Source organism: Streptomyces sp. NPDC087906 (assembly GCF_055584925.1).
This window is the reverse complement of sequence record NZ_JBVJLC010000003.1, coordinates 83,544-102,147: the sequence shown is the minus strand read 5'-3', so window position 1 is coordinate 102,147 and position 18,604 is coordinate 83,544. Positions and strand designations below refer to the sequence as shown.

The following is an 18,604-nucleotide window of genomic DNA, read 5'->3' as shown; positions in this document are numbered from 1 at the left end:
ACGTGCCGCCGCCCCCGACACCGGGTCGCGAAGCCGCGCACCCAGCCCTGTCAGTGCCAAGGAGTGAGTTCGTCTGTCGACCGCCATTCTCACAGGTACGCCGGTGCCCGGATCGCCGCTCGAAGGCCATCTGCGGTCCCTGGGATTCGACGTCCGCGACGCGTCGGACGCCGCCGAAGCGGGACAGCTCGCCGCGGCCGCCCCGGCCGGTGAGCGGATCGCCCTCGTCGACCCGCGCTTCGTCGGCCATGTGCACACGCTGCGCCTCGCGCTGACCGACCCGCGGTTCCCGGCCGTCGCCGTGCCGGGAGCGCTCACCGCCAAGCCGGAGGCCAGGGCCGCGCTGCTGCGCGCCGTCGGCGCCGCCGGCGTCCCGGCGGAAGCCGCCGTCCCGGTCCCGGCAGGACCCGCGCTCCCCGGCCGGCTCACCCGGCAGCCGCCGCTCACCGACCTCGTCGCCGACGCCGTCGCGGCCGACGGCACCGCCGTGCACCGCCCCGAGCTGGGCTCGCTCGTCGCCGCCGTACCGGACGACGCCGCCGCGCGCGCCGAGGCCGAGGCCGCCGTCGGCGCCGTCGACGACGAAGCCGTACGGCTGCGCTCCGCGGTCAAGGCGCGCGACGGCTTCTTCACCACCTTCTGCATCAGCCCCTACTCCCGCTACCTCGCGCGCTGGTGCGCCCGCCGGGGCCTGACGCCCAACCAGGTGACCACCGCCTCGCTGGTCACCGCCCTGATCGCGGCGGGCTGCGCGGCCACCGGCACCCGCGGCGGCTTCGTCGCCGCGGCGGTCCTGCTGATCTTCTCCTTCGTGCTGGACTGCACCGACGGACAGCTCGCCCGCTACTCGCTCCAGTACTCGACCCTGGGCGCCTGGCTGGACGCGACCTTCGACCGCGCCAAGGAGTACGCGTACTACGCGGGACTCGCCCTCGGCGCGGCCCGAGGCGGCGACGACGTGTGGGCGCTGGCGCTCGGCGCGATGGTGCTCCAGGCCTGCCGCCACCTCCTCGACTCCTCCTTCAACGAGGCGAACGTCGACGCCACGGCGGCGACGGCCGACGGCAAGGCCGTGGCAGGCACCCCGACAGCCGCGCTCTCCAGCAAGCTCGACAGCGTCGGCTGGACGGTGTGGGTGCGCCGGATGATCGTCCTGCCCATCGGCGAGCGCTGGGCGATGATCGCCGTCCTCACCGCGTTCACCACGCCCCGGATCGTCTTCTACGCGCTGCTCGTCGGCTGCGGCTTCGCCGCCTGCTACACCAGCGCGGGCCGGGTCCTGCGCTCGCTCACCCGCAAGGCCAACCGCACCGAGCGGGCCGCCCGCGCCCTCGCCGAACTCACCGACTCGGGACCGCTCGCCCGGTCGGTGGCCGGAGTGCTGCGCCGCCCGGCCCGCCGGATGCCCGCCGTCCTGTCCTTCCTGGTGGCCTTCGCGGGCGGCGCCGCTGTCGCCGCCACCGCGGCGTTCGCCCCGATCGACGGGCCCTGGCCCGCCGTCGCCGCCGCGGTCTACGTCCTGACCTCGGGCATCGCGGTCGCCCGCCCGCTGACCGGCGCGCTCGACTGGCTCGTCCCCACGGTCTTCCGGGCCGCCGAGTACGGCACGGTCCTGCTGCTCGCCGCCCGCTCCGAGGTGAACGGCGCGTTGCCCGCGGCCTTCGGCCTGGTGGCCGCCGTCGCCTACCATCATTACGACACGGTGTACCGCATCCGCGGCGGCACCGGCGCCCCGCCCCGGTGGCTGGTCATGGCGATCGGCGGACACGAAGGCAGGACGCTCGTCGTCACCGTCCTCGCCGCCGTACTCGTGACGCGGCACACCGACTTCCCCACGGCCCTGACGGTGCTCGCGGTCGCCGTGGCGCTGGTCGTGCTCGCCGAGTCCATCCGCTTCTGGGTGTCCTCGGCGGCCCCCGCCGTACACGACGAAGGAGAAACCGCATGATCGGCCTCGTACTGGCTGCCGGAGCCGGCCGGCGACTGCGCCCCTACACCGACACGCTCCCCAAGGCCCTGGTGCCGGTGGACGCGGCGGGGGACGGCAGCATCACCGTCCTCGACCTGGCGCTCGGCAACTTCGCCGAGGTCGGCCTCAAAGAGGCGGCGATCGTGGTCGGTTACCGCAAGGAAGCCGTGTACGCCCGCAAGGCGCAGTTGGAGCGGACCTACGGTCTGAAGATCACCCTGATCGACAACGACAAGGCCGAGGAGTGGAACAACGCCTACTCCCTCTGGTGCGCGCGCGACGTCATCAAGCAGGGCGTGATCCTCGCCAACGGCGACACCGTGCACCCGGTCTCCGTCCAGCGCACCCTCCTCGGCGCCCGCGGCCACGGCCGCAAGATCATCCTCGCCCTCGACACGGTCAAGCACCTCGCCGACGAGGAGATGAAGGTCATCACCGACGGTGAGAAGGGCGTGCGCTCCATCACCAAGCTGATGGACCCGGCCACCGCCACCGGCGAGTACATCGGCGTCACCCTGATCGAGCCCGAGGCGGCCGAGGAGCTGGCCGACGCGCTCAAGGCCACCTTCGAGCGCGACCCCGACCTGTACTACGAGGACGGCTACCAGGAGCTGGTCAACCGCGGCTTCATCGTGGACGTGGCACCCATCGGCGACGTCTCCTGGGTCGAGATCGACAACCACGACGACCTCGCGAAGGGCCGTGAGATCGCGTGCCAGTACTGACCCGGCTCATCCCTTCGCCGGTCGTCGTCGACATCCGCAGCGGCGCCATGGACCAGCTCGCCGCGCTCCTCGCCGACCAGCGGATCTCCAGCTCGGGCAGGCTCGCCTTCGCGCTGAGCGGCGGATCGGGACAGGCGCTGCGCGAGAAGCTGGCGCCGCTGCTGCCGGACGCCGACTGGTACCCCGTCGCCGACGGCACGATCGACTCGGCGGTCAAACTGGCCGACGGCATCAAGGGCAAGCGGTACGACGCCGTGGTCGGCCTCGGCGGCGGCAAGATCATCGACGTGACGAAGTACGCGGCCGCCCGGCTCGGCCTGCCCATGGTGGCCGTCGCCACCAACCTCTCGCACGACGGCATCTGTTCACCGGTCTCGACCCTCGACAACGACAACGGCCGCGGCTCGTACGGCGTCCCGACCCCCATCGCCGTCGTCATCGACCTCGACGTCATCCGGCAGGCCCCGGTCCGCTTCGTCCGCTCCGGCATCGGCGACGCCATCTCCAACATCTCCGCCATCGCCGACTGGGAGCTCTCCCACCGGGTCAACGGCGAGCAGGTGGACGGCCTCGCCTCCGCGATGGCCCGCACCGCCGGCGAAGCCGTGCTGCGCCATCCGGCGGGGGCGGGCGACGACGCGTTCCTCACCGTCCTCGCCGAGGCCCTGGTCCTCACCGGTATCGCCATGTCGATCAGCGGCGACACCCGCCCGTCGTCCGGCGCCTGCCACGAGATCAGCCACGCCTTCGACCTGCTGTACCCCAAGCGCGCCGCGCTCCACGGCGAACAGGTCGGCCTCGGCGCCGCGTTCGCCATGCATCTGCGCGGCGCGCACGAGCAGTCAGGGCTCTTTGCCCAGGTGCTGCGTCGCCACGGGCTGCCCGTGCTGCCCGAGGAGATCGGCTTCTCCGCCGACGAGTTCGTACGGGCCGTGGCCTACGCGCCGCAGACCCGCCCCGGGCGCTTCACGATTCTTGAGCACCTCGACCTGTCCACCGATCAGATCAGGGACGCGTACGCCGACTATGCCAAGACCATCAGTAGCTGAACTCCGGCCCGTCGTTCACCCGGAGGGCGTGAAGGACCGGCGCAGCGGGGAGCACTGGGCCGGGCGCATGTACATGCGGGAGATCTCGCTGCACATCGACCCGTACCTTGTCAACACCCGTATCTCGCCCAACCAGCTCACGTATCTGATGGTGGTCGTGGGGGTGATCGGCGGCGCCGCCCTGCTGGTGCCCGGCATCACCGGCGCGATCCTCGCCGTGGTGCTGTTCCAGATCTATCTGCTGCTCGACTGCGTGGACGGCGAGGTCGCCCGCTGGCGCAAGCAGACCTCCATCACGGGCGTCTATCTCGACCGCGTCGGCCACTACCTGTGCGAGGCGGCCCTGCTCGTCGGCTTCGGGGTGCGCGGCGCCGACGTCTTCGAGCAGAACGGCTCGACCGCCAACTGGCTGTGGGCCTTCCTCGGCACGCTCGCCGCGCTCGGCGCGATCCTGATCAAGGCCGAGACGGACCTGGTCGACGTCGCGCGCCAGCGCAGCGGACTGCCCGCGGTCAAGGACGAGGCGTCGGCGCCCCGCTCCTCGGGTCTCGCCCTGGCCAGGCGCGGCGCCGCCGCGCTCAAGTTCCACCGGCTCGTCGGCGGCATCGAGGCCAGCCTGTTCATCCTGCTCATGGCGATCCTGGACGTGGTCCACGGCGACCTGTTCTTCACCCGCCTCGGCATCGCCGTACTCGCCGGCATCGCCCTCGTGCAGACGCTGCTGCACCTCGTCTCCATCCTGGCGTCCAGCAGGCTGAGGTGAGCGACCGGTCGTCCCGCCCTGTCCGGCCGTCCGGCCGCCGGTGACCGCCCGGAAAGTCTGGTTCGCCGGCTTCGGGGAAGGCGGGGCCCCGCCGCCCGGATCCCGGCACCCCATGAAGTGGCGTACGGTATGGCGGCCGACCCGACTGGGCCGGCCGCCGGTCGTCTGACAAGCTCGGTTCTGACAGCATTGAACGCTGTCAGCCCGGTCCGCACGCCCAGGGGCCCGGCCGCAGCGCCCGTGCCCGATCAGATGGCTTCTCGAACACGGAAGTTCCCACTTGTGAGTGACACTACCCATGACGGTGCGACCATGACGAGCGCACCGCCGTCCCCCGACGACGGTCTGCTGCCCGAGGCGCTGGCCGCCAAGTACGGGCTGTCGGTCAGCGGCGCCCGGCCGGGGCTCGCGGACTACGCCCGCCAACTGTGGGGCAGGCGGCATTTCATCTTCGCCTTCTCCAGCGCGAAGCTGACCGCCCAGTACAGCCAGGCCAAGCTCGGACAGCTCTGGCAGGTGGCGACCCCGCTGCTCAACGCCATCGTCTACTACCTGATCTTCGGCCTGATCCTGGGGACCAAGCGGGGCATGCCGCAGGAGGTGTTCATCCCCTTCCTGGTCACCGGGGTGTTCGTCTTCAACTTCACCACCAGCTCGGTGACGGCGGGGGTGCGCGCCATCTCCGGGAACCTGGGCCTGGTGCGCGCGCTGCACTTCCCGCGCGCCGCGCTGCCGGTCTCCTTCGCGCTCCAGCAGCTCCAGCAGTTGCTGTTCTCGATGATCGTGCTCGTCATCATCACCTGCGCCTTCGGCAGCTACCCCTCGCTCCGCTGGCTGCTGGTCGTGCCCGCGCTGGTGTTCCAGTTCGTCTTCAACACGGGCCTCGCGCTGATACTGGCCAGGATGGGCAGCAAGACACCCGACCTCGCGCAGCTCATGCCGTTCGTCATGCGCACGTGGATGTACTCGTCCGGCGTGATGTTCTCCATCCCGGTGATGCTCAAGGGCAAGCCGAGCTGGATCGCCGACGTCCTGCAGTACAACCCGGCGGCCGTGTACATGGACCTCGTCCGGTACGCGATGATCGACGGCTACGGAGCGAGCAACCTGCCCGCACACGTCTGGGCCATCGCGCTGGTCTGGGCGCTCGTCGTGGGCGTCTTCGGTTTTGTGTTCTTCTGGAAGGCTGAGGAGCAGTATGGGCGTGGCTGATACCAACGTGAAGGGGCGCGTCCCCACCGTCATTGCCGACGACGTGCACATCGTGTACCGGGTCAACGGCGGTGGCGGCGGCCGGGGGTCGGCGACCGCCGCGCTGAACCGGATCGTGCGCAGGGACAAGGGCGAGTCGCGCGGCATCCGCAAGGTGCACGCCGTACGCGGCGTCACCTTCACCGCGTACCGGGGCGAGGCCATCGGCCTGATCGGCACCAACGGCTCGGGCAAGTCGACCCTGCTGCGCGCCATCGCGGGACTGCTGCCGCCGGAGAGCGGCAAGGTCTACACCGACGGCCAGCCCTCACTGCTGGGCGTGAACGCCGCCCTGATGAGTGATCTGACCGGCGAACGCAATGTGGTGCTCGGCGGTTTGGCCATGGGCATGTCGCGCGAGGAGGTGCGGGAGCGTTACGACGGAATTGTCGAGTTCTCCGGCATCAACGAGAAGGGCGACTTCATCACGCTCCCGATGCGCACCTACTCGTCCGGTATGGCGGCCCGGCTGAGGTTCTCCATCGCGGCGGCCAAGAACCATGACGTGCTGATGATCGACGAGGCACTGGCCACCGGTGACAGCAAGTTCCGCATCCGCTCCGAGGCGCGCATCCGCGAACTGCGCGAAGAGGCGGGCACGGTCTTTCTGGTCAGCCACAGCAACAAGTCCATCAGGGACACCTGCGACCGGGTGCTCTGGCTGGAGAAGGGCGAGCTGCTGATGGACGGGTCCACCGACGAGGTGCTCAAGGCGTACGAGAAGGAGACCGGCAAGTAGCCGCTCCGCACAGCTCCGACCAGGGCCCCCGCCGGGATCGTTCCGGCGGGGGCCTTGATCGCTCTCGTCAAGAACGGGTCAAGTCATCCGGCGCCGGGGAAGGTTGGTGCGTATTGCAGCGTTCTTGTAATGCGCGCAACACCCCGGCGTGGTCGTCCGCGTTGTACAACGTAAGCTGAGCTGGTTCTGAATTCGCGGCAAGTGGGGTGATACACCCTGGCCATTCCGGCTGCCCGAAGGCGTTTACTCGGGCAAGCGGGCGGCGTGTCCGAAATGGGATGTATTAGGTCGGCAGTGTAGAACGGGAGATGTGACGGCAATGACGGAAAATCTCCAGCGCCACGAGGATTATTCCGTCCCCGTACCGGGAAGCTCGCAGTGACGGGCACTCCGCAGGTGCGCCCTGACGCCTCGTCGCGCAGCACACTGGACAAGGCCGCGGAAGAGAACTTCCCCGTAGCCCCGTTCTTCCTGCCCCGCGCCTGGCGGGGCGATCTGATGGCGGTTTACGGATTCGCGCGGCTCGTGGACGACATCGGCGACGGCGATCTGGCCCCCGGCGGCGCCGACGCGCGCCATCTCGGGGTGGCCGAGGCGCAGGCCGACGACCGGCTCGTCATGCTCGACGCCTTCGAGGCCGACCTCAGACGGGTGTTCGCATCCGGCGGGCCGGAACCCGGCCATCCGCTGCTGCGCGCCCTGGTGCCCACCGTGCGGCGCAGATCGCTCAGTCTCGACCCGTTCCTCGGGCTCATCGCGGCCAACCGCCAGGACCAACTGGTGGGGAGGTACGAGACGTACGACGACCTCCTCGCCTACTGCGAACTGTCCGCCAACCCGGTCGGCCGGCTCGTCCTCGAAATCACCGGCACGGCGACCCCCGAGCGGATCCGCCGCTCCGACGCGGTCTGCACGGCGCTGCAGATCGTCGAACACCTCCAGGACGTGGCCGAGGACCTCGGCCGCGACCGGATCTACCTGCCGGCCGCCGACATGAAACGCTTCCGTGTCACCGAGGCGGACCTGGCCGAGGCTTCGGGGAACGCGTCGGTGCGCACCCTGATCGCCTACGAAGCCGAACGGGCCGGCACCCTGCTGAATGAAGGCACCCCGTTGGTGGGTAGCGTCCACGGCAGGCTCCGACTGCTGCTCGCCGGATTTGTGGCCGGAGGGCGCGCCGCCCTCGCTTCGATCGCGGCCGCCGGGCACGATGTGCTCCCCGGACCGCCCAAACCCACCAAGCCGCGTCTGCTGCGCGAAGTGGGAGCTGTCTTGCGAAGAGCGCACAGAGAGGGGTGAGCCGGAACGTGGAGGGACAGACACCCATGTCCGCGCCGGTACAGGCGGCCTACAGCTACTGCGAGGCTGTGACCGGGCAGCAGGCCCGGAATTTCGCCTACGGCATCAGGCTGCTGCCGCTGGAGAAGCGGCAAGCCATGTCCGCGTTGTACGCGCTCTCCCGCCGGGTGGACGACATCGGCGACGGGACGCTCCCCGCCGATGCCAAACACGCCCGGCTCGAAGAGACGCGCGGGCTGCTGACCAGGATCAGGGAAGGCGCCGTCGACGAGGACGACACGGACCCCGTGGCCGTCGCGCTCGCCGCCGCCGCGCGCCGCTTCCCGATCCCGATCGAGGGCCTCGACGAGCTGATCGACGGCGTCCTGATGGACGTGCGCGGCGAGACGTACGAGACGTGGGACGACCTCAAGAACTACTGCCGGTGTGTCGCCGGTGCGATCGGCCGGCTCTCGCTCGGCGTGTTCGGCACCGGAGCCGGGGTGCCGGGCGCCGAGCGCGCCGCCGAGTACGCCGACACGCTGGGTCTCGCACTCCAGTTGACCAACATCCTCCGGGACGTACGGGAGGACGCGGGCAACGGCCGCACCTACCTGCCCGCCGACGACCTCGCCAAGTTCGGCTGCTCCGTGGGGTTCCACAGCGCCACCCCGCCGGCCGGCTCCGACTTCGCCGGGCTCGTGCACTTCGAGGTGCGCCGCGCCCGCGCGCTGTTCGCCGAGGGCTACCGGCTGCTGCCGATGCTCGACCGGCGCAGCGGCGCCTGCGTGGCGGCCATGGCGGGCATCTACCGCCGCCTCCTCGACCGCATCGAACGTGATCCCGAGGCGGTCCTGCGGGGGAGGGTCTCACTACCGGGGCGCGAGAAGGCGTATGTTGCCGTGCGCGGGCTTTCCGGTCTCGATGCCCGCCATGTCTCCAGGCAGACCATCAGGAGGCGCGGCTGATGCGGCAGATCGCCGAAGACGCCTCCCGCGCCCTGACAACCCCGCACAAGGAAAGCGCGTCCCTGACTGCGACAGTCCGAGGGGAGCGCGCATGACAACGGCCGAGGCCACACCGTCCGGTTCCGGCCATGCCGTTGTGATCGGCGGCGGACTCGCGGGCATCACGGCGGCACTGCAACTGGCCGACGCCGGAGTGCGGGTGACACTGGTCGAGGGCCGGCCGAGGCTCGGCGGTCTCGCCTTCTCCTTCCGGCGCGGCGAACTGACCGTCGACAACGGCCAGCACGTGTACCTGCGCTGCTGCACCGCGTACCGCTGGTTCCTCGACCGGGTCGACGGCGCCGACCTGGCACCCCTGCAGGACCGGCTCGACGTACCGGTGCTCGACGTCGGGCGGCCCGAGCCGAGACTCGGCCGGCTGCGGCGCACCGCGCTGCCCGTACCGCTGCACCTCGCCGCCGGGCTCGCCCGCTACCCGCACCTGTCCCTCGCGGAACGCGCCTCCGTCGGCCGCGCCGCACTCGCGCTCAAGGGCCTCGACCTTTCCGATCCCGCGCTGGACGACACCGACTTCGGAAGCTGGCTCGCCCGGCACGGGCAGTCCGAGCGCACCATCGAGGCGCTGTGGGACCTGGTCGGTGTGGCCACCCTCAACGCCACCGCCCCGCACTCCTCCCTGGCGCTCGCCGCGATGGTCTTCAAGACAGGGCTCCTCTCCGAACCCGGCGCCGCCGACATCGGCTGGGCGCGGGTCCCGCTCGGCGAACTGCACGACACGCTGGCCCGCAAGGCACTCGACTCCGCCGGGGTACGCACCGAACTGCGCACCCGCGTCAGCGCCGTCACCCGCGCGCCGGACGGCGGCTGGTACGTCGACACCGACGGCGAACGGCTCGAAGCGCGGACGGTCGTCCTCGCCGTGGCACAGCGCGAGACACACGCACTGCTCCCCGAAGGCGCCCTCGACCGGCCCGGCGACCTGCTCGACATCGGCACAGCGCCGATCCTCAACGTCCATGTGGTCTACGACCGCAAGGTGCTCCGCCGACCCTTCTTCGCCGCGCTCGGCTCGCCCGTCCAGTGGGTCTTCGACCGCACGGACGCCTCGGGTCTGACCGACGGCCAGTACCTCGCCCTGTCCCAGTCCGCGGCCCAGGACGAGATCGACACACCGGTCTCCGAGCTGCGCGAGCGCTACCTCCCCGAACTGGAGCGGCTGCTGCCCGCGGCGCGCGGCGCCGAGGTACGGGACTTCTTCGTCACCCGGGAGCGGACGGCGACCTTCGCCCCCACCCCCGGGGTGGGCCGGCTGCGGCCAGCGGCCCGAACCAACGCGCCCGGCCTCTTCCTGGCCGGTGCGTGGACCGCCACCGGCTGGCCCGCGACCATGGAGGGCGCCGTGCGCAGCGGCTTCAGCGCTGCCGGCGCCGCCCTCTCCGAGCTCGGCCACCCCCATGAACATCCGCTGGAGGAGGCGGCATGAGCCTGAGTACTGCACCGACGAGTACTGGAACAAGAGGAGAGACCGTGCCGACTGTGCCCCCGGCCGATCCGGCTGTCGACACCGCGGACGTCTTCGCGCTGCTGGAGCGCGGACGTGCGCTGGCCACCCCGGTGCTGCGCGCCGCCGTCGACCGGCTCGCCCCGCCCATGGACACCGTCGCCGCCTACCACTTCGGCTGGATCGACGCCGAGGGCAGGCCCGCCGACGGCGACGGCGGCAAGGCCGTACGCCCGGCGCTCGCGCTGATCTCCGCCGAGGCGGCGGGCGCTTCACCCGAGACGGGTGTGCCCGGCGCCGTCGCCGTGGAACTCGTCCACAACTTCTCGCTGCTGCACGACGACCTGATGGACGGCGACGAGCAGCGCAGGCACCGCGACACGGTGTGGAAGGTGCACGGCCCCGCCCAGGCGATCCTCGTCGGCGACGCGCTGTTCGCGCTCGCCAACGAGGTGCTGCTGGAGCTGGGAACCCCCGAGGCGGGACGCGCGACGCGCCGTCTCACCGCGGCCACCCGCAAGCTGATCGACGGTCAGGCGCAGGACATCTCGTACGAGCACCGCGAGCGCGTCACCGTCGAGGAATGCCTGCTGATGGAGGGCAACAAGACCGGCGCCCTGCTGGCCTGCGCCGTCTCCATCGGGGCCGTCCTCGGCGGCGCCGACGACCGGACCGCCGACACACTGGAGTCCTTCGGCCACCATCTCGGCCTGGCCTTCCAGGCGGTGGACGACCTGCTCGGCATCTGGGGCGACCCGGACGCCACCGGCAAGCAGACCTGGAGCGACCTGCGGCAGCGCAAGAAGTCCCTGCCGGTGGTCGCCGCGCTCGCCGCCGGCGGGCCCGCTTCGGAGCGGCTGGCCGAACTGCTCGCCGCCGACGCGAAAAGCAATGATTTCGAGACCTTCTCCGAGGAAGAATTCGCCACCAGGGCAGCGCTGATCGAAGAGGCGGGCGGCCGGGAGTGGACCTCTCAGGAAGCGCGCAGACAGCACGCCACCGCCATCGAGACGCTGGCGGCCGTGGACATGCCGGAACAGGTCAGGGCGCAGCTCGTCGCGCTCGCCGACTTCGTCGTCGTACGAAAGAGATGATCACCATTCCCCTACCCGCCTCTTCTGGGGGATAGCCCCAACAGTCGCCGTCCACCGCCCGTCGGGCACCGGACGACGGAGACCCCAGCACAGCAGAAGCACCACTGCACGAAGGGGAAGCCATGACAGCGACGACCGACGGAAGCACCGGGGCCATGGGACCCCGCGCAGCCTCGGCCAACCGACCGACCGATACCACCATCGCCGCGGCCGGAGACCTTTTGGTGGCCGCAGAGCGGGCCACCGCACGATCGGTCGAGTATCTGCTCGGCCAGCAGGACGCCGAGGGATGGTGGAAAGGCGACCTGGCGACCAATGTGACGATGGACGCGGAAGACCTGCTGCTCCGTCAGTTCCTCGGTATCCAGGACGCCAGCACCACCGAGGCGTCCGCACTCTTCATCCGCGGCGAACAGCGCGCCGACGGCACCTGGGCCACCTTCTACGGCGGCCCCGGCGAGCTGTCCACCACCATCGAGGCGTACGTGGCCCTGCGGTTGGCGGGGGACAAGCCCGAAGACCCGCACATGGCGCGGGCGTCCGCCTGGGTAAGGGAGCGCGGCGGCATCGCCGAGAGCCGGGTCTTCACCCGGATCTGGCTCGCCCTGTTCGGCTGGTGGAAATGGGACGACCTCCCCGTCATGCCGCCCGAGCTGATCTTCTTTCCGAAGTGGTTCCCGCTCAACATCTACGACTTCGGCTGCTGGGCCCGGCAGACCATCGTGCCGCTGACCATCGTGTCGGCGAAGCGCCCCGTCCGGCCCGCTCCCTTCGCCCTGGACGAGCTGCACAGCGATGTGCGCCGGCCCAACCCGAGCAAGCCGACCGCGCCCCTGGCCAGTTGGGACGGTGTGTTCCAGCGCCTCGACAAGGGCCTGCACGCCTACCACAAGCTCGCCCCGCGCAGTGTGCGGCGTACCGCGATGAACGCCGCGGCGCGCTGGATCATCGAGCGGCAGGAGAACGACGGCTGCTGGGGCGGTATCCAGCCGCCCGCCGTCTACTCGGTCATCGCGCTGCATCTGCTCGGCTACGACATAGACCACCCCGTCATGCGCGCGGGACTCGAATCGCTCGACCGGTTCGCCGTGTGGCGCGAGGACGGCGCCCGGATGATCGAGGCGTGCCAGTCGCCGGTCTGGGACACCTGCCTCGCCACGATCGCGCTCGCCGACGCGGGCCTGAGCCCGGACCACCCGGCGCTGGTCAAGGCCGCCGACTGGATGATGAACGAGGAGATCGCCCGGCCGGGCGACTGGTCCGTCCGCAGACCGGCCCTCACACCGGGCGGCTGGGCGTTCGAGTTCCACAACGACAACTACCCCGACATCGACGACACCGCCGAGGTCATCCTCGCGCTGCGCCGCGTCAAACACCCCGTGCCCGCACGGCTCGACGCCTCCGTCGAGCGCGGCGCCCGGTGGACGATGGGCATGCAGTCGCGCAACGGCGCGTGGGCCGCCTTCGACGCCGACAACACCAGCCCGTTCCCCAACAGGCTGCCGTTCTCGGACTTCGGCGAGGTCATCGACCCGCCGTCCGCCGATGTCACCGGACATGTCGTCGAGATGCTGGCCTACGAGGGCAAGGCACACCACCCCGCCACCCGGCGAGGTGTGGAGTGGCTGCTCGCCGAACAGGAGACCAACGGCGCCTGGTTCGGGCGCTGGGGCGTCAACTACGTATACGGCACAGGGTCCGTGGTACCGGCGCTGACCGCCGCCGGACTGCCCGTCTCGCACCCCGCGATCCGGCGGGCGGTGAGCTGGCTCGAATCGGTGCAGAACGACGACGGCGGCTGGGGCGAGGACCTGCGCTCCTACCGCGAGGAGAAGTGGATCGGCCACGGCGCCTCCACCGCCTCGCAGACCGCCTGGGCGCTCCTCGCGCTCCTCGCGGCAGGCGAGCAGGAGAGCAAGGCCGTCGAGCGGGGCATCGCCTACCTGTCCGACACCCAGTTGGAGGACGGCTCATGGGACGAGCCGTACTTCACCGGCACCGGATTCCCGTGGGACTTCTCCATCAACTACCACCTCTACCGGCAGGTGTTCCCCCTCACCGCCCTCGGCCGCTACGTCAACGGGGAACCGTTCGCCGTGCACGGCCGCAAGGGGAATTGATGGGCAGAGCCACCGGGCCCGAAGGCCCCGCCGACCCCCTGCTGATCGCCTGCGCGCTGGGCATCGAGCGGTTCGCCCTGCGCGGCAGGCGCGGCGCTGCGGGGCCCGTGACGGTCCTGCGCACCGGAATGGGGCCCGACAACGCCGAGCGTGCGGTGGCGCGCACCCTCGGCACCGACCGGAACAGGGACGCGGCGGTCATCGCGTCCGGCTTCTGCGCCGGTCTCACCCCCGGGATGCACCCGGGGGACCTGATTGTCGCCGACGAGACCCGGAGCGCGCAGGGCGTCACGCCCTGCACCGGCACCGGTCTGCTCGTCGACGCGCTGACCCGGGCCGTCCCAGGACACACGGTCCACACCGGACCGCTGACCGGGTCGGACCACGTGGTGCGCGGCCAGGAACGGGCCGAACTGCGCACCACCGGGGCGATCGCCGTCGACATGGAGTCGGCGGCGACCCTCCGCACCGCTCTGAGCGCCGGGCCCCGCCCGGTCGCGGCCGTACGTGTGGTCGTGGACGCTCCGGAGCACGAGCTTGTCCGTATCGGCACGGTGCGCGGAGGCACAACAGCCTTCCGCGTCCTGCGTGCCGTCCTTCCGGCCTTTTACGAATGGCACCGTTCTTCGCTGCTCCCCAGGAGGTGAGCCAGATGGCCATGCCGCTCCGCCAGACCATCAAAATCGGAACCTATCTCGCCGAACAGAAGATTCGCAGGCGCGACAAGTTTCCGCTCATTGTCGAACTTGAACCCCTGTTCGCCTGCAATCTCAAATGTGAGGGCTGCGGCAAGATCCAGCACCCCGCCGGTGTACTGAAGCAGCGCATGCCCGTTGCCCAGGCCGTCGGCGCCGTGCTGGAGTCCGGCGCCCCGATGGTGTCCATCGCCGGCGGCGAGCCGCTGATGCACCCTCAGATCGACGAGATCGTGCGGCAGTTGGTCGCCAAGAAGAAGTACGTCTTCCTGTGCACCAACGCCATGTTGCTCCGTAAGAAGATGGACAAGTTCACCCCCTCGCCCTACTTCGCCTTCACCGTCCACATCGACGGCATGCGCGAGCGGCACGACGAGTCGGTCGCCAAGGAAGGCGTCTTCGACGAGGCGGTCGAGGCCATCAAGGAAGCCAAGCGGCGCGGCTTCCGGGTGACCACCAACTCGACGTTCTTCAACACGGACACCCCGCAGAACATCATCGAGGTGCTCAACTACCTCAACGACGAGCTGCAGGTGGACGAGATGATGCTCTCGCCCGCCTACGCCTACGAGAAGGCCCCCGACCAGGAGCACTTCCTGGGTGTCGAGCAGACGAGGGAGCTGTTCAAGAAGGCGTTCAGCGGCGGCAACCGGCGCAAGTGGCGGCTCAACCACTCGCCGCTCTTCCTGGACTTCCTCGAAGGCAAGGCCGACTTCCCCTGCACGGCGTGGGCCATTCCCAACTACTCGCTCTTCGGCTGGCAGCGCCCCTGCTACCTGATGGCCGACGGCTACGTCCCGACGTACCAGAAGCTCATCGACGAGACCGACTGGAGCAAGTACGGCCGGGGCAAGGACGACCGCTGCGCCAACTGCATGGCCCACTGCGGCTACGAGCCGACCGCCGTCCTCGCCACCATGGGCTCGCTCAAGGAGACCATCCGCGCCGCGCGCGAGACGGTCGCCGGAACGCGCTGACGACGCCATGACCGCCGGTCCAGGCAGCGGCGCCGTGGCACCTGCCACGGCGCTGCCTGCCCGGACCGGCAGCGGGCGGCGCGGACACGCCGCCACCGCGAGCTGATCGGAATCGGAGAGGGGGCCCGAGCGTGACGATCCTGGAGAACATCCGGGGGCCGCACGACCTCAAGGCGCTGGCGGCAAGTGAACTCGGTGAACTCGCCGAGGACATCAGGCAGTTCCTGGTCCGGGCGGTGGCCAGAACCGGTGGGCACCTCGGGCCGAACCTCGGCGTGGTCGAACTGACCATCGCCCTGCACCGGGCCTTCGACTCGCCCGTCGACCGCGTCCTGTGGGACACCGGGCACCAGAGCTACGTCCACAAACTCCTCACCGGGCGGCAGGACTTCTCCAAGCTGCGCGCCAAGGGCGGCCTCTCCGGCTACCCCTCACGCGCCGAGTCCGCGCACGACGTCATCGAGAACTCCCACGCGTCGACCGTGCTCGGCTGGGCCGACGGCCTCGCCAAGGCCCGGGACGTGACCGGCGGCCGGCACCATGTCGTCGCCGTCACCGGCGACGGGGCGCTCACCGGCGGTATGGCCTGGGAGGCGCTGAACAACATCGCCGCCGCCCGGGACCGCCCCCTGATCATCGTCGTCAACGACAACGAACGCTCCTACGCGCCGACGATAGGCGGCCTCGCCGACCACCTGGCGACGCTGCGCACCACGGACGGCTACGAACGGGCGCTGGCCTGGGGCAAGGAGCGGCTGCAGAGCGCCCCGGTGGTGGGCAGGCCGCTCTACGAGTCGCTGCACGGCGCCAAGAAGGGGTTCAAGGACACCTTCGCCCCGCAGGGCATGTTCGAGGACCTCGGCCTCAAGTACATCGGCCCGGTCGACGGACACGACGTCGAGGCCGTGGAGTCGGCGCTGCACCGCGCCAAACGGTTCAACGGGCCCGTCCTGGTGCACGTACTGACCGAGAAGGGCCGCGGCTACCCGCCGGCCCTGGAGGACGAGGCCGACCACTTCCACACCGTCGGTGTGATGGACCCGCTGACCTGTGAACCGCTCGTGGCACCCGGCGCCCCCTCCTGGACGTCGGTGTTCGGCGACGAGATCGCCGCCATCGGCGCCGAGCGGCCCGACGTCGTCGCCATCACGGCCGCCATGCTGCACCCGGTGGGGCTGACGAAGTTCGCCGAGCGCTTCCCCGAGCGGATCTGGGACGTGGGCATCGCCGAACAGCACGCGACGGTCTCGGCGGCGGGGCTCGCCACCGGCGGACTGCATCCCGTCGTCGCCGTGTACGCCACCTTCCTCAACCGCGCCTTCGACCAACTGCTGATGGACGTGGCCCTGCACCGGCTCGGCGTGACCTTCGTCCTCGACAGGGCAGGGGTCACCGGGGTCGACGGGCCCTCGCACAACGGCATGTGGGACATGTCGATCCTGCAGTGCGTCCCCGGCATCCGGATCGCGGCCCCCCGCGACGCCGACCAGCTCAGGGCCCAACTGCGCGAAGCCGTCGACGTGGACGACGCGCCGACGGTGCTGCGCTTCCCCAAGGAGTCGGTGGGCGAGCCCGTACCGGCCGTGGCCCGGCTGGGCGGGATGGACGTCCTGCACCGGCCCGCCGAAGGCAGCGCCGACGTCCTGCTCGTCGCCGTCGGAGTGCTGGCGGCCACCTGCCTTCAGGCGGCGGAACTGCTCGCCGGAGCAGGCGTCCGCTGCACCGTCGTCGACCCGCGCTGGGTCCGGCCCGTCGACGAACACCTCGCACCGCTCGCGGCGCGGCACCGACTTGTCGCCGTCGTCGAGGACAACAGCCGCAGCGGCGGCGTCGGTTGGGCCGTCGGGCAGTCACTGCGGGACGCCGGGGTAGACGTGCCCCTGCGGACGTTCGGCATCCCCGAGCAGTTCCTGGCACACGCCAAACGCGATGAGGTACTGGCCGAGATCGGTCTGACACCGGTGGAGATCGCAGGACGGATCAGTGCCGCCCTGGCACACAAGGAGAGCACGGAATGACCCAGCCCACGGAGGAGCCCAAGGGCTTCGACCTGACGCAGCTCCTCGCCGAGCGCGGCGCCGAGCGCTACGAACTGCACACCAAATACCTCAACCACCAACTCCCGCGCATGCTGCACACGATCGGCTTCGACCGGGTCTACGAGCGGGCCGAGGGCGCCTACTTCTGGGACGCCGAGGGCAACGACTACCTGGACATGCTGGCCGGCTTCGGCGTGATGGGCCTCGGCCGCCACCACCCCGTCGTCCGCAAGGCGCTGCACGACGTGCTCGACGCCTCGCTCGCCGACCTCACCCGCTTCGACTGCCAGCCGCTGCCGGGACTGCTCGCCGAGAAGCTGCTGGCCCACACCCCGCACCTGGACCGGGTGTTCTTCGGCAACAGCGGCACCGAAGCGGTCGAGACCGCGCTGAAGTTCGCCCGCTACGCGACCGGCAGGCCCAGGGTCCTCTACGCCTCGCACGCCTTCCACGGACTGACCACGGGATCGCTCTCGGTCAACGGCGAGGCCAGCTTCAAGGACGGCTTCGCGCCGCTGCTGCCCGACACCGCGATCCCGCTCGGCGATCTGGCCGCGCTGGAGCGGGAGTTGAAGCGCGGCGATGTGGCCGGCTTCGTCGTGGAGCCGATCCAGGGCAAGGGCGTGCACGAGACACCGCCCGGATTCCTGCTCGCCGCCCAGGAGTTGCTGCACAAGCACAAGGCACTGCTGATCGCCGACGAGGTGCAGACCGGGCTCGGCAGGACCGGCGACTTCTACGCCTACCAGCACGAGGCCGGGGTCGAGCCTGACCTGGTCTGCGTGGCGAAGGCGCTCTCCGGCGGTTACGTACCCGTCGGCGCGACCCTCGGCAAGGACTGGATCTTCAAGAAGGTCTACTCGTCGATGGACCGGGTCCTCGTCCACTCCGCGAGCTTCGGCTCCAACGCGCAGGCCATGGCGGCGGGACTCGCCGTCCTGTCCGTGATGGAGGACGAGCGGATCGTCGCCAACGCCAGGACCACCGGCGATCTGCTCAGGACCCGGCTGGCCGAGCTGGTGCCGCGCTACGAGCTGCTGCACGAGGTGCGCGGCCGGGGGCTGATGATCGGCATCGAGTTCGGCCGGCCGAACTCGATCAAGCTGCGGAGCCGCTGGACCATGCTCCAGGCGGCCCGCAAGGGGCTCTTCGCGCAGATGGTCGTCGTACCGCTGCTCCAGAAGCACCGCATCCTCACCCAGGTGTCCGGCGACTTCCTCGAAGTGATCAAGTTGATTCCGCCGCTGACCATCGGCGAGCGCGAGGTGGACCGGTTCGTGGACGCCTTCACCGCCGTCATGGACGACGCGCACGGCGGCGGCGGACTGATGTGGGACTTCGGCAAGACCCTGGTGAAGCAGGCGGTCGCCAACCGGTAGCCGCCGGCGCCGTTCGCGGCGCGGCGCGGGGCACCGCGCGGAGCACCACGCGGTATT

The 18,604-nt window shown here is 70.4% G+C and carries 14 protein-coding genes and 2 pseudogenes; all 16 read left to right on the top strand.

Annotation, left to right across the window (positions count from 1 at the left end):
- Positions 1–73: 73 nt before the first annotated feature.
- The 16 genes and pseudogenes from ACZ63I_RS10025 to ACZ63I_RS09950 all read left to right on the top strand — a co-directional run bounded on the left by ACZ63I_RS10025 (position 74) and on the right by ACZ63I_RS09950 (position 18,547).
- Positions 74–1,948 carry a DUF5941 domain-containing protein gene (locus tag ACZ63I_RS10025; protein WP_469338317.1) on the top strand — a complete coding sequence of 625 codons (1,875 nt, stop codon included), beginning with the start codon at positions 74–76 and terminating at the stop codon, positions 1,946–1,948.
- Positions 1,945–2,694, top strand: a complete 750-nt coding sequence (locus ACZ63I_RS10020) for a phosphocholine cytidylyltransferase family protein (RefSeq protein WP_469337206.1) — start codon at positions 1,945–1,947, stop codon at positions 2,692–2,694. Before ACZ63I_RS10025 ends, ACZ63I_RS10020 begins: the two co-directional genes overlap by 4 nt.
- Positions 2,682–3,743, top strand: a complete 1,062-nt coding sequence (locus ACZ63I_RS10015) for an iron-containing alcohol dehydrogenase family protein (RefSeq protein ID WP_469337205.1) — start codon at positions 2,682–2,684, stop codon at positions 3,741–3,743. Before ACZ63I_RS10020 ends, ACZ63I_RS10015 begins: the two co-directional genes overlap by 13 nt.
- On the top strand, positions 3,721–4,506 hold the full coding sequence (locus ACZ63I_RS10010; RefSeq protein WP_078863789.1) for a CDP-alcohol phosphatidyltransferase family protein: 786 nt from the start codon (positions 3,721–3,723) through the stop codon (positions 4,504–4,506). The genes ACZ63I_RS10015 and ACZ63I_RS10010 overlap by 23 nt, the downstream gene beginning before the upstream one ends.
- A 31-nt stretch (positions 4,507–4,537) precedes the next feature.
- Positions 4,538–4,675, top strand: a pseudogene (locus tag ACZ63I_RS10005) (glycosyltransferase family 2 protein); the annotation flags it as partial.
- Positions 4,676–4,788: 113 nt separating this feature from the next.
- On the top strand, positions 4,789–5,718 hold the full coding sequence (locus ACZ63I_RS10000; protein ID WP_469337202.1) for an ABC transporter permease: 930 nt from the start codon (positions 4,789–4,791) through the stop codon (positions 5,716–5,718).
- Positions 5,705–6,496, top strand: a complete 792-nt coding sequence (locus ACZ63I_RS09995) for an ABC transporter ATP-binding protein (RefSeq protein ID WP_469337200.1) — start codon at positions 5,705–5,707, stop codon at positions 6,494–6,496. Before ACZ63I_RS10000 ends, ACZ63I_RS09995 begins: the two co-directional genes overlap by 14 nt.
- 378 nt (positions 6,497–6,874) lie before the next feature.
- Positions 6,875–7,795: a squalene synthase HpnC gene (gene hpnC / locus ACZ63I_RS09990; protein WP_469337198.1), complete on the top strand. Its 921-nt coding sequence runs from the start codon at positions 6,875–6,877 to the stop codon at positions 7,793–7,795.
- A complete protein-coding gene (gene hpnD, locus ACZ63I_RS09985) occupies positions 7,792–8,742 on the top strand; it encodes a presqualene diphosphate synthase HpnD (protein ID WP_469337196.1) in 951 nt (316 codons plus the stop codon). Before hpnC ends, hpnD begins: the two co-directional genes overlap by 4 nt.
- Before the next feature lie 46 nt (positions 8,743–8,788).
- Positions 8,789–10,225, top strand: a pseudogene (gene hpnE / locus ACZ63I_RS09980) (hydroxysqualene dehydroxylase HpnE); the annotation flags it as partial.
- Positions 10,222–11,337, top strand: coding sequence for a polyprenyl synthetase family protein (locus ACZ63I_RS09975; RefSeq protein ID WP_469337194.1), 1,116 nt, complete (start codon positions 10,222–10,224; stop codon positions 11,335–11,337). The pseudogene hpnE and the gene ACZ63I_RS09975, both read left to right, overlap by 4 nt.
- A 122-nt stretch (positions 11,338–11,459) precedes the next feature.
- A complete protein-coding gene (shc, locus tag ACZ63I_RS09970; protein WP_469337192.1) occupies positions 11,460–13,457 on the top strand; it encodes a squalene--hopene cyclase in 1,998 nt (665 codons plus the stop codon).
- Positions 13,457–14,104, top strand: coding sequence for a phosphorylase family protein (locus ACZ63I_RS09965; protein WP_469337190.1), 648 nt, complete (start codon positions 13,457–13,459; stop codon positions 14,102–14,104). The genes shc and ACZ63I_RS09965 overlap by 1 nt, the downstream gene beginning before the upstream one ends.
- 5 nt (positions 14,105–14,109) lie before the next feature.
- Positions 14,110–15,129, top strand: coding sequence for an adenosyl-hopene transferase HpnH (gene hpnH, locus ACZ63I_RS09960; RefSeq protein WP_469337188.1), 1,020 nt, complete (start codon positions 14,110–14,112; stop codon positions 15,127–15,129).
- 131 nt (positions 15,130–15,260) lie between these two features.
- A complete protein-coding gene (gene dxs, locus ACZ63I_RS09955) occupies positions 15,261–17,147 on the top strand; it encodes a 1-deoxy-D-xylulose-5-phosphate synthase (RefSeq protein WP_469337186.1) in 1,887 nt (628 codons plus the stop codon).
- Positions 17,144–18,547 (top strand): aspartate aminotransferase family protein, encoded by a 1,404-nt coding sequence (locus tag ACZ63I_RS09950; RefSeq protein WP_469337184.1) that lies wholly within the window; start codon positions 17,144–17,146, stop codon positions 18,545–18,547. Before dxs ends, ACZ63I_RS09950 begins: the two co-directional genes overlap by 4 nt.
- The last annotated feature ends 57 nt before the right edge of the window (positions 18,548–18,604 follow it).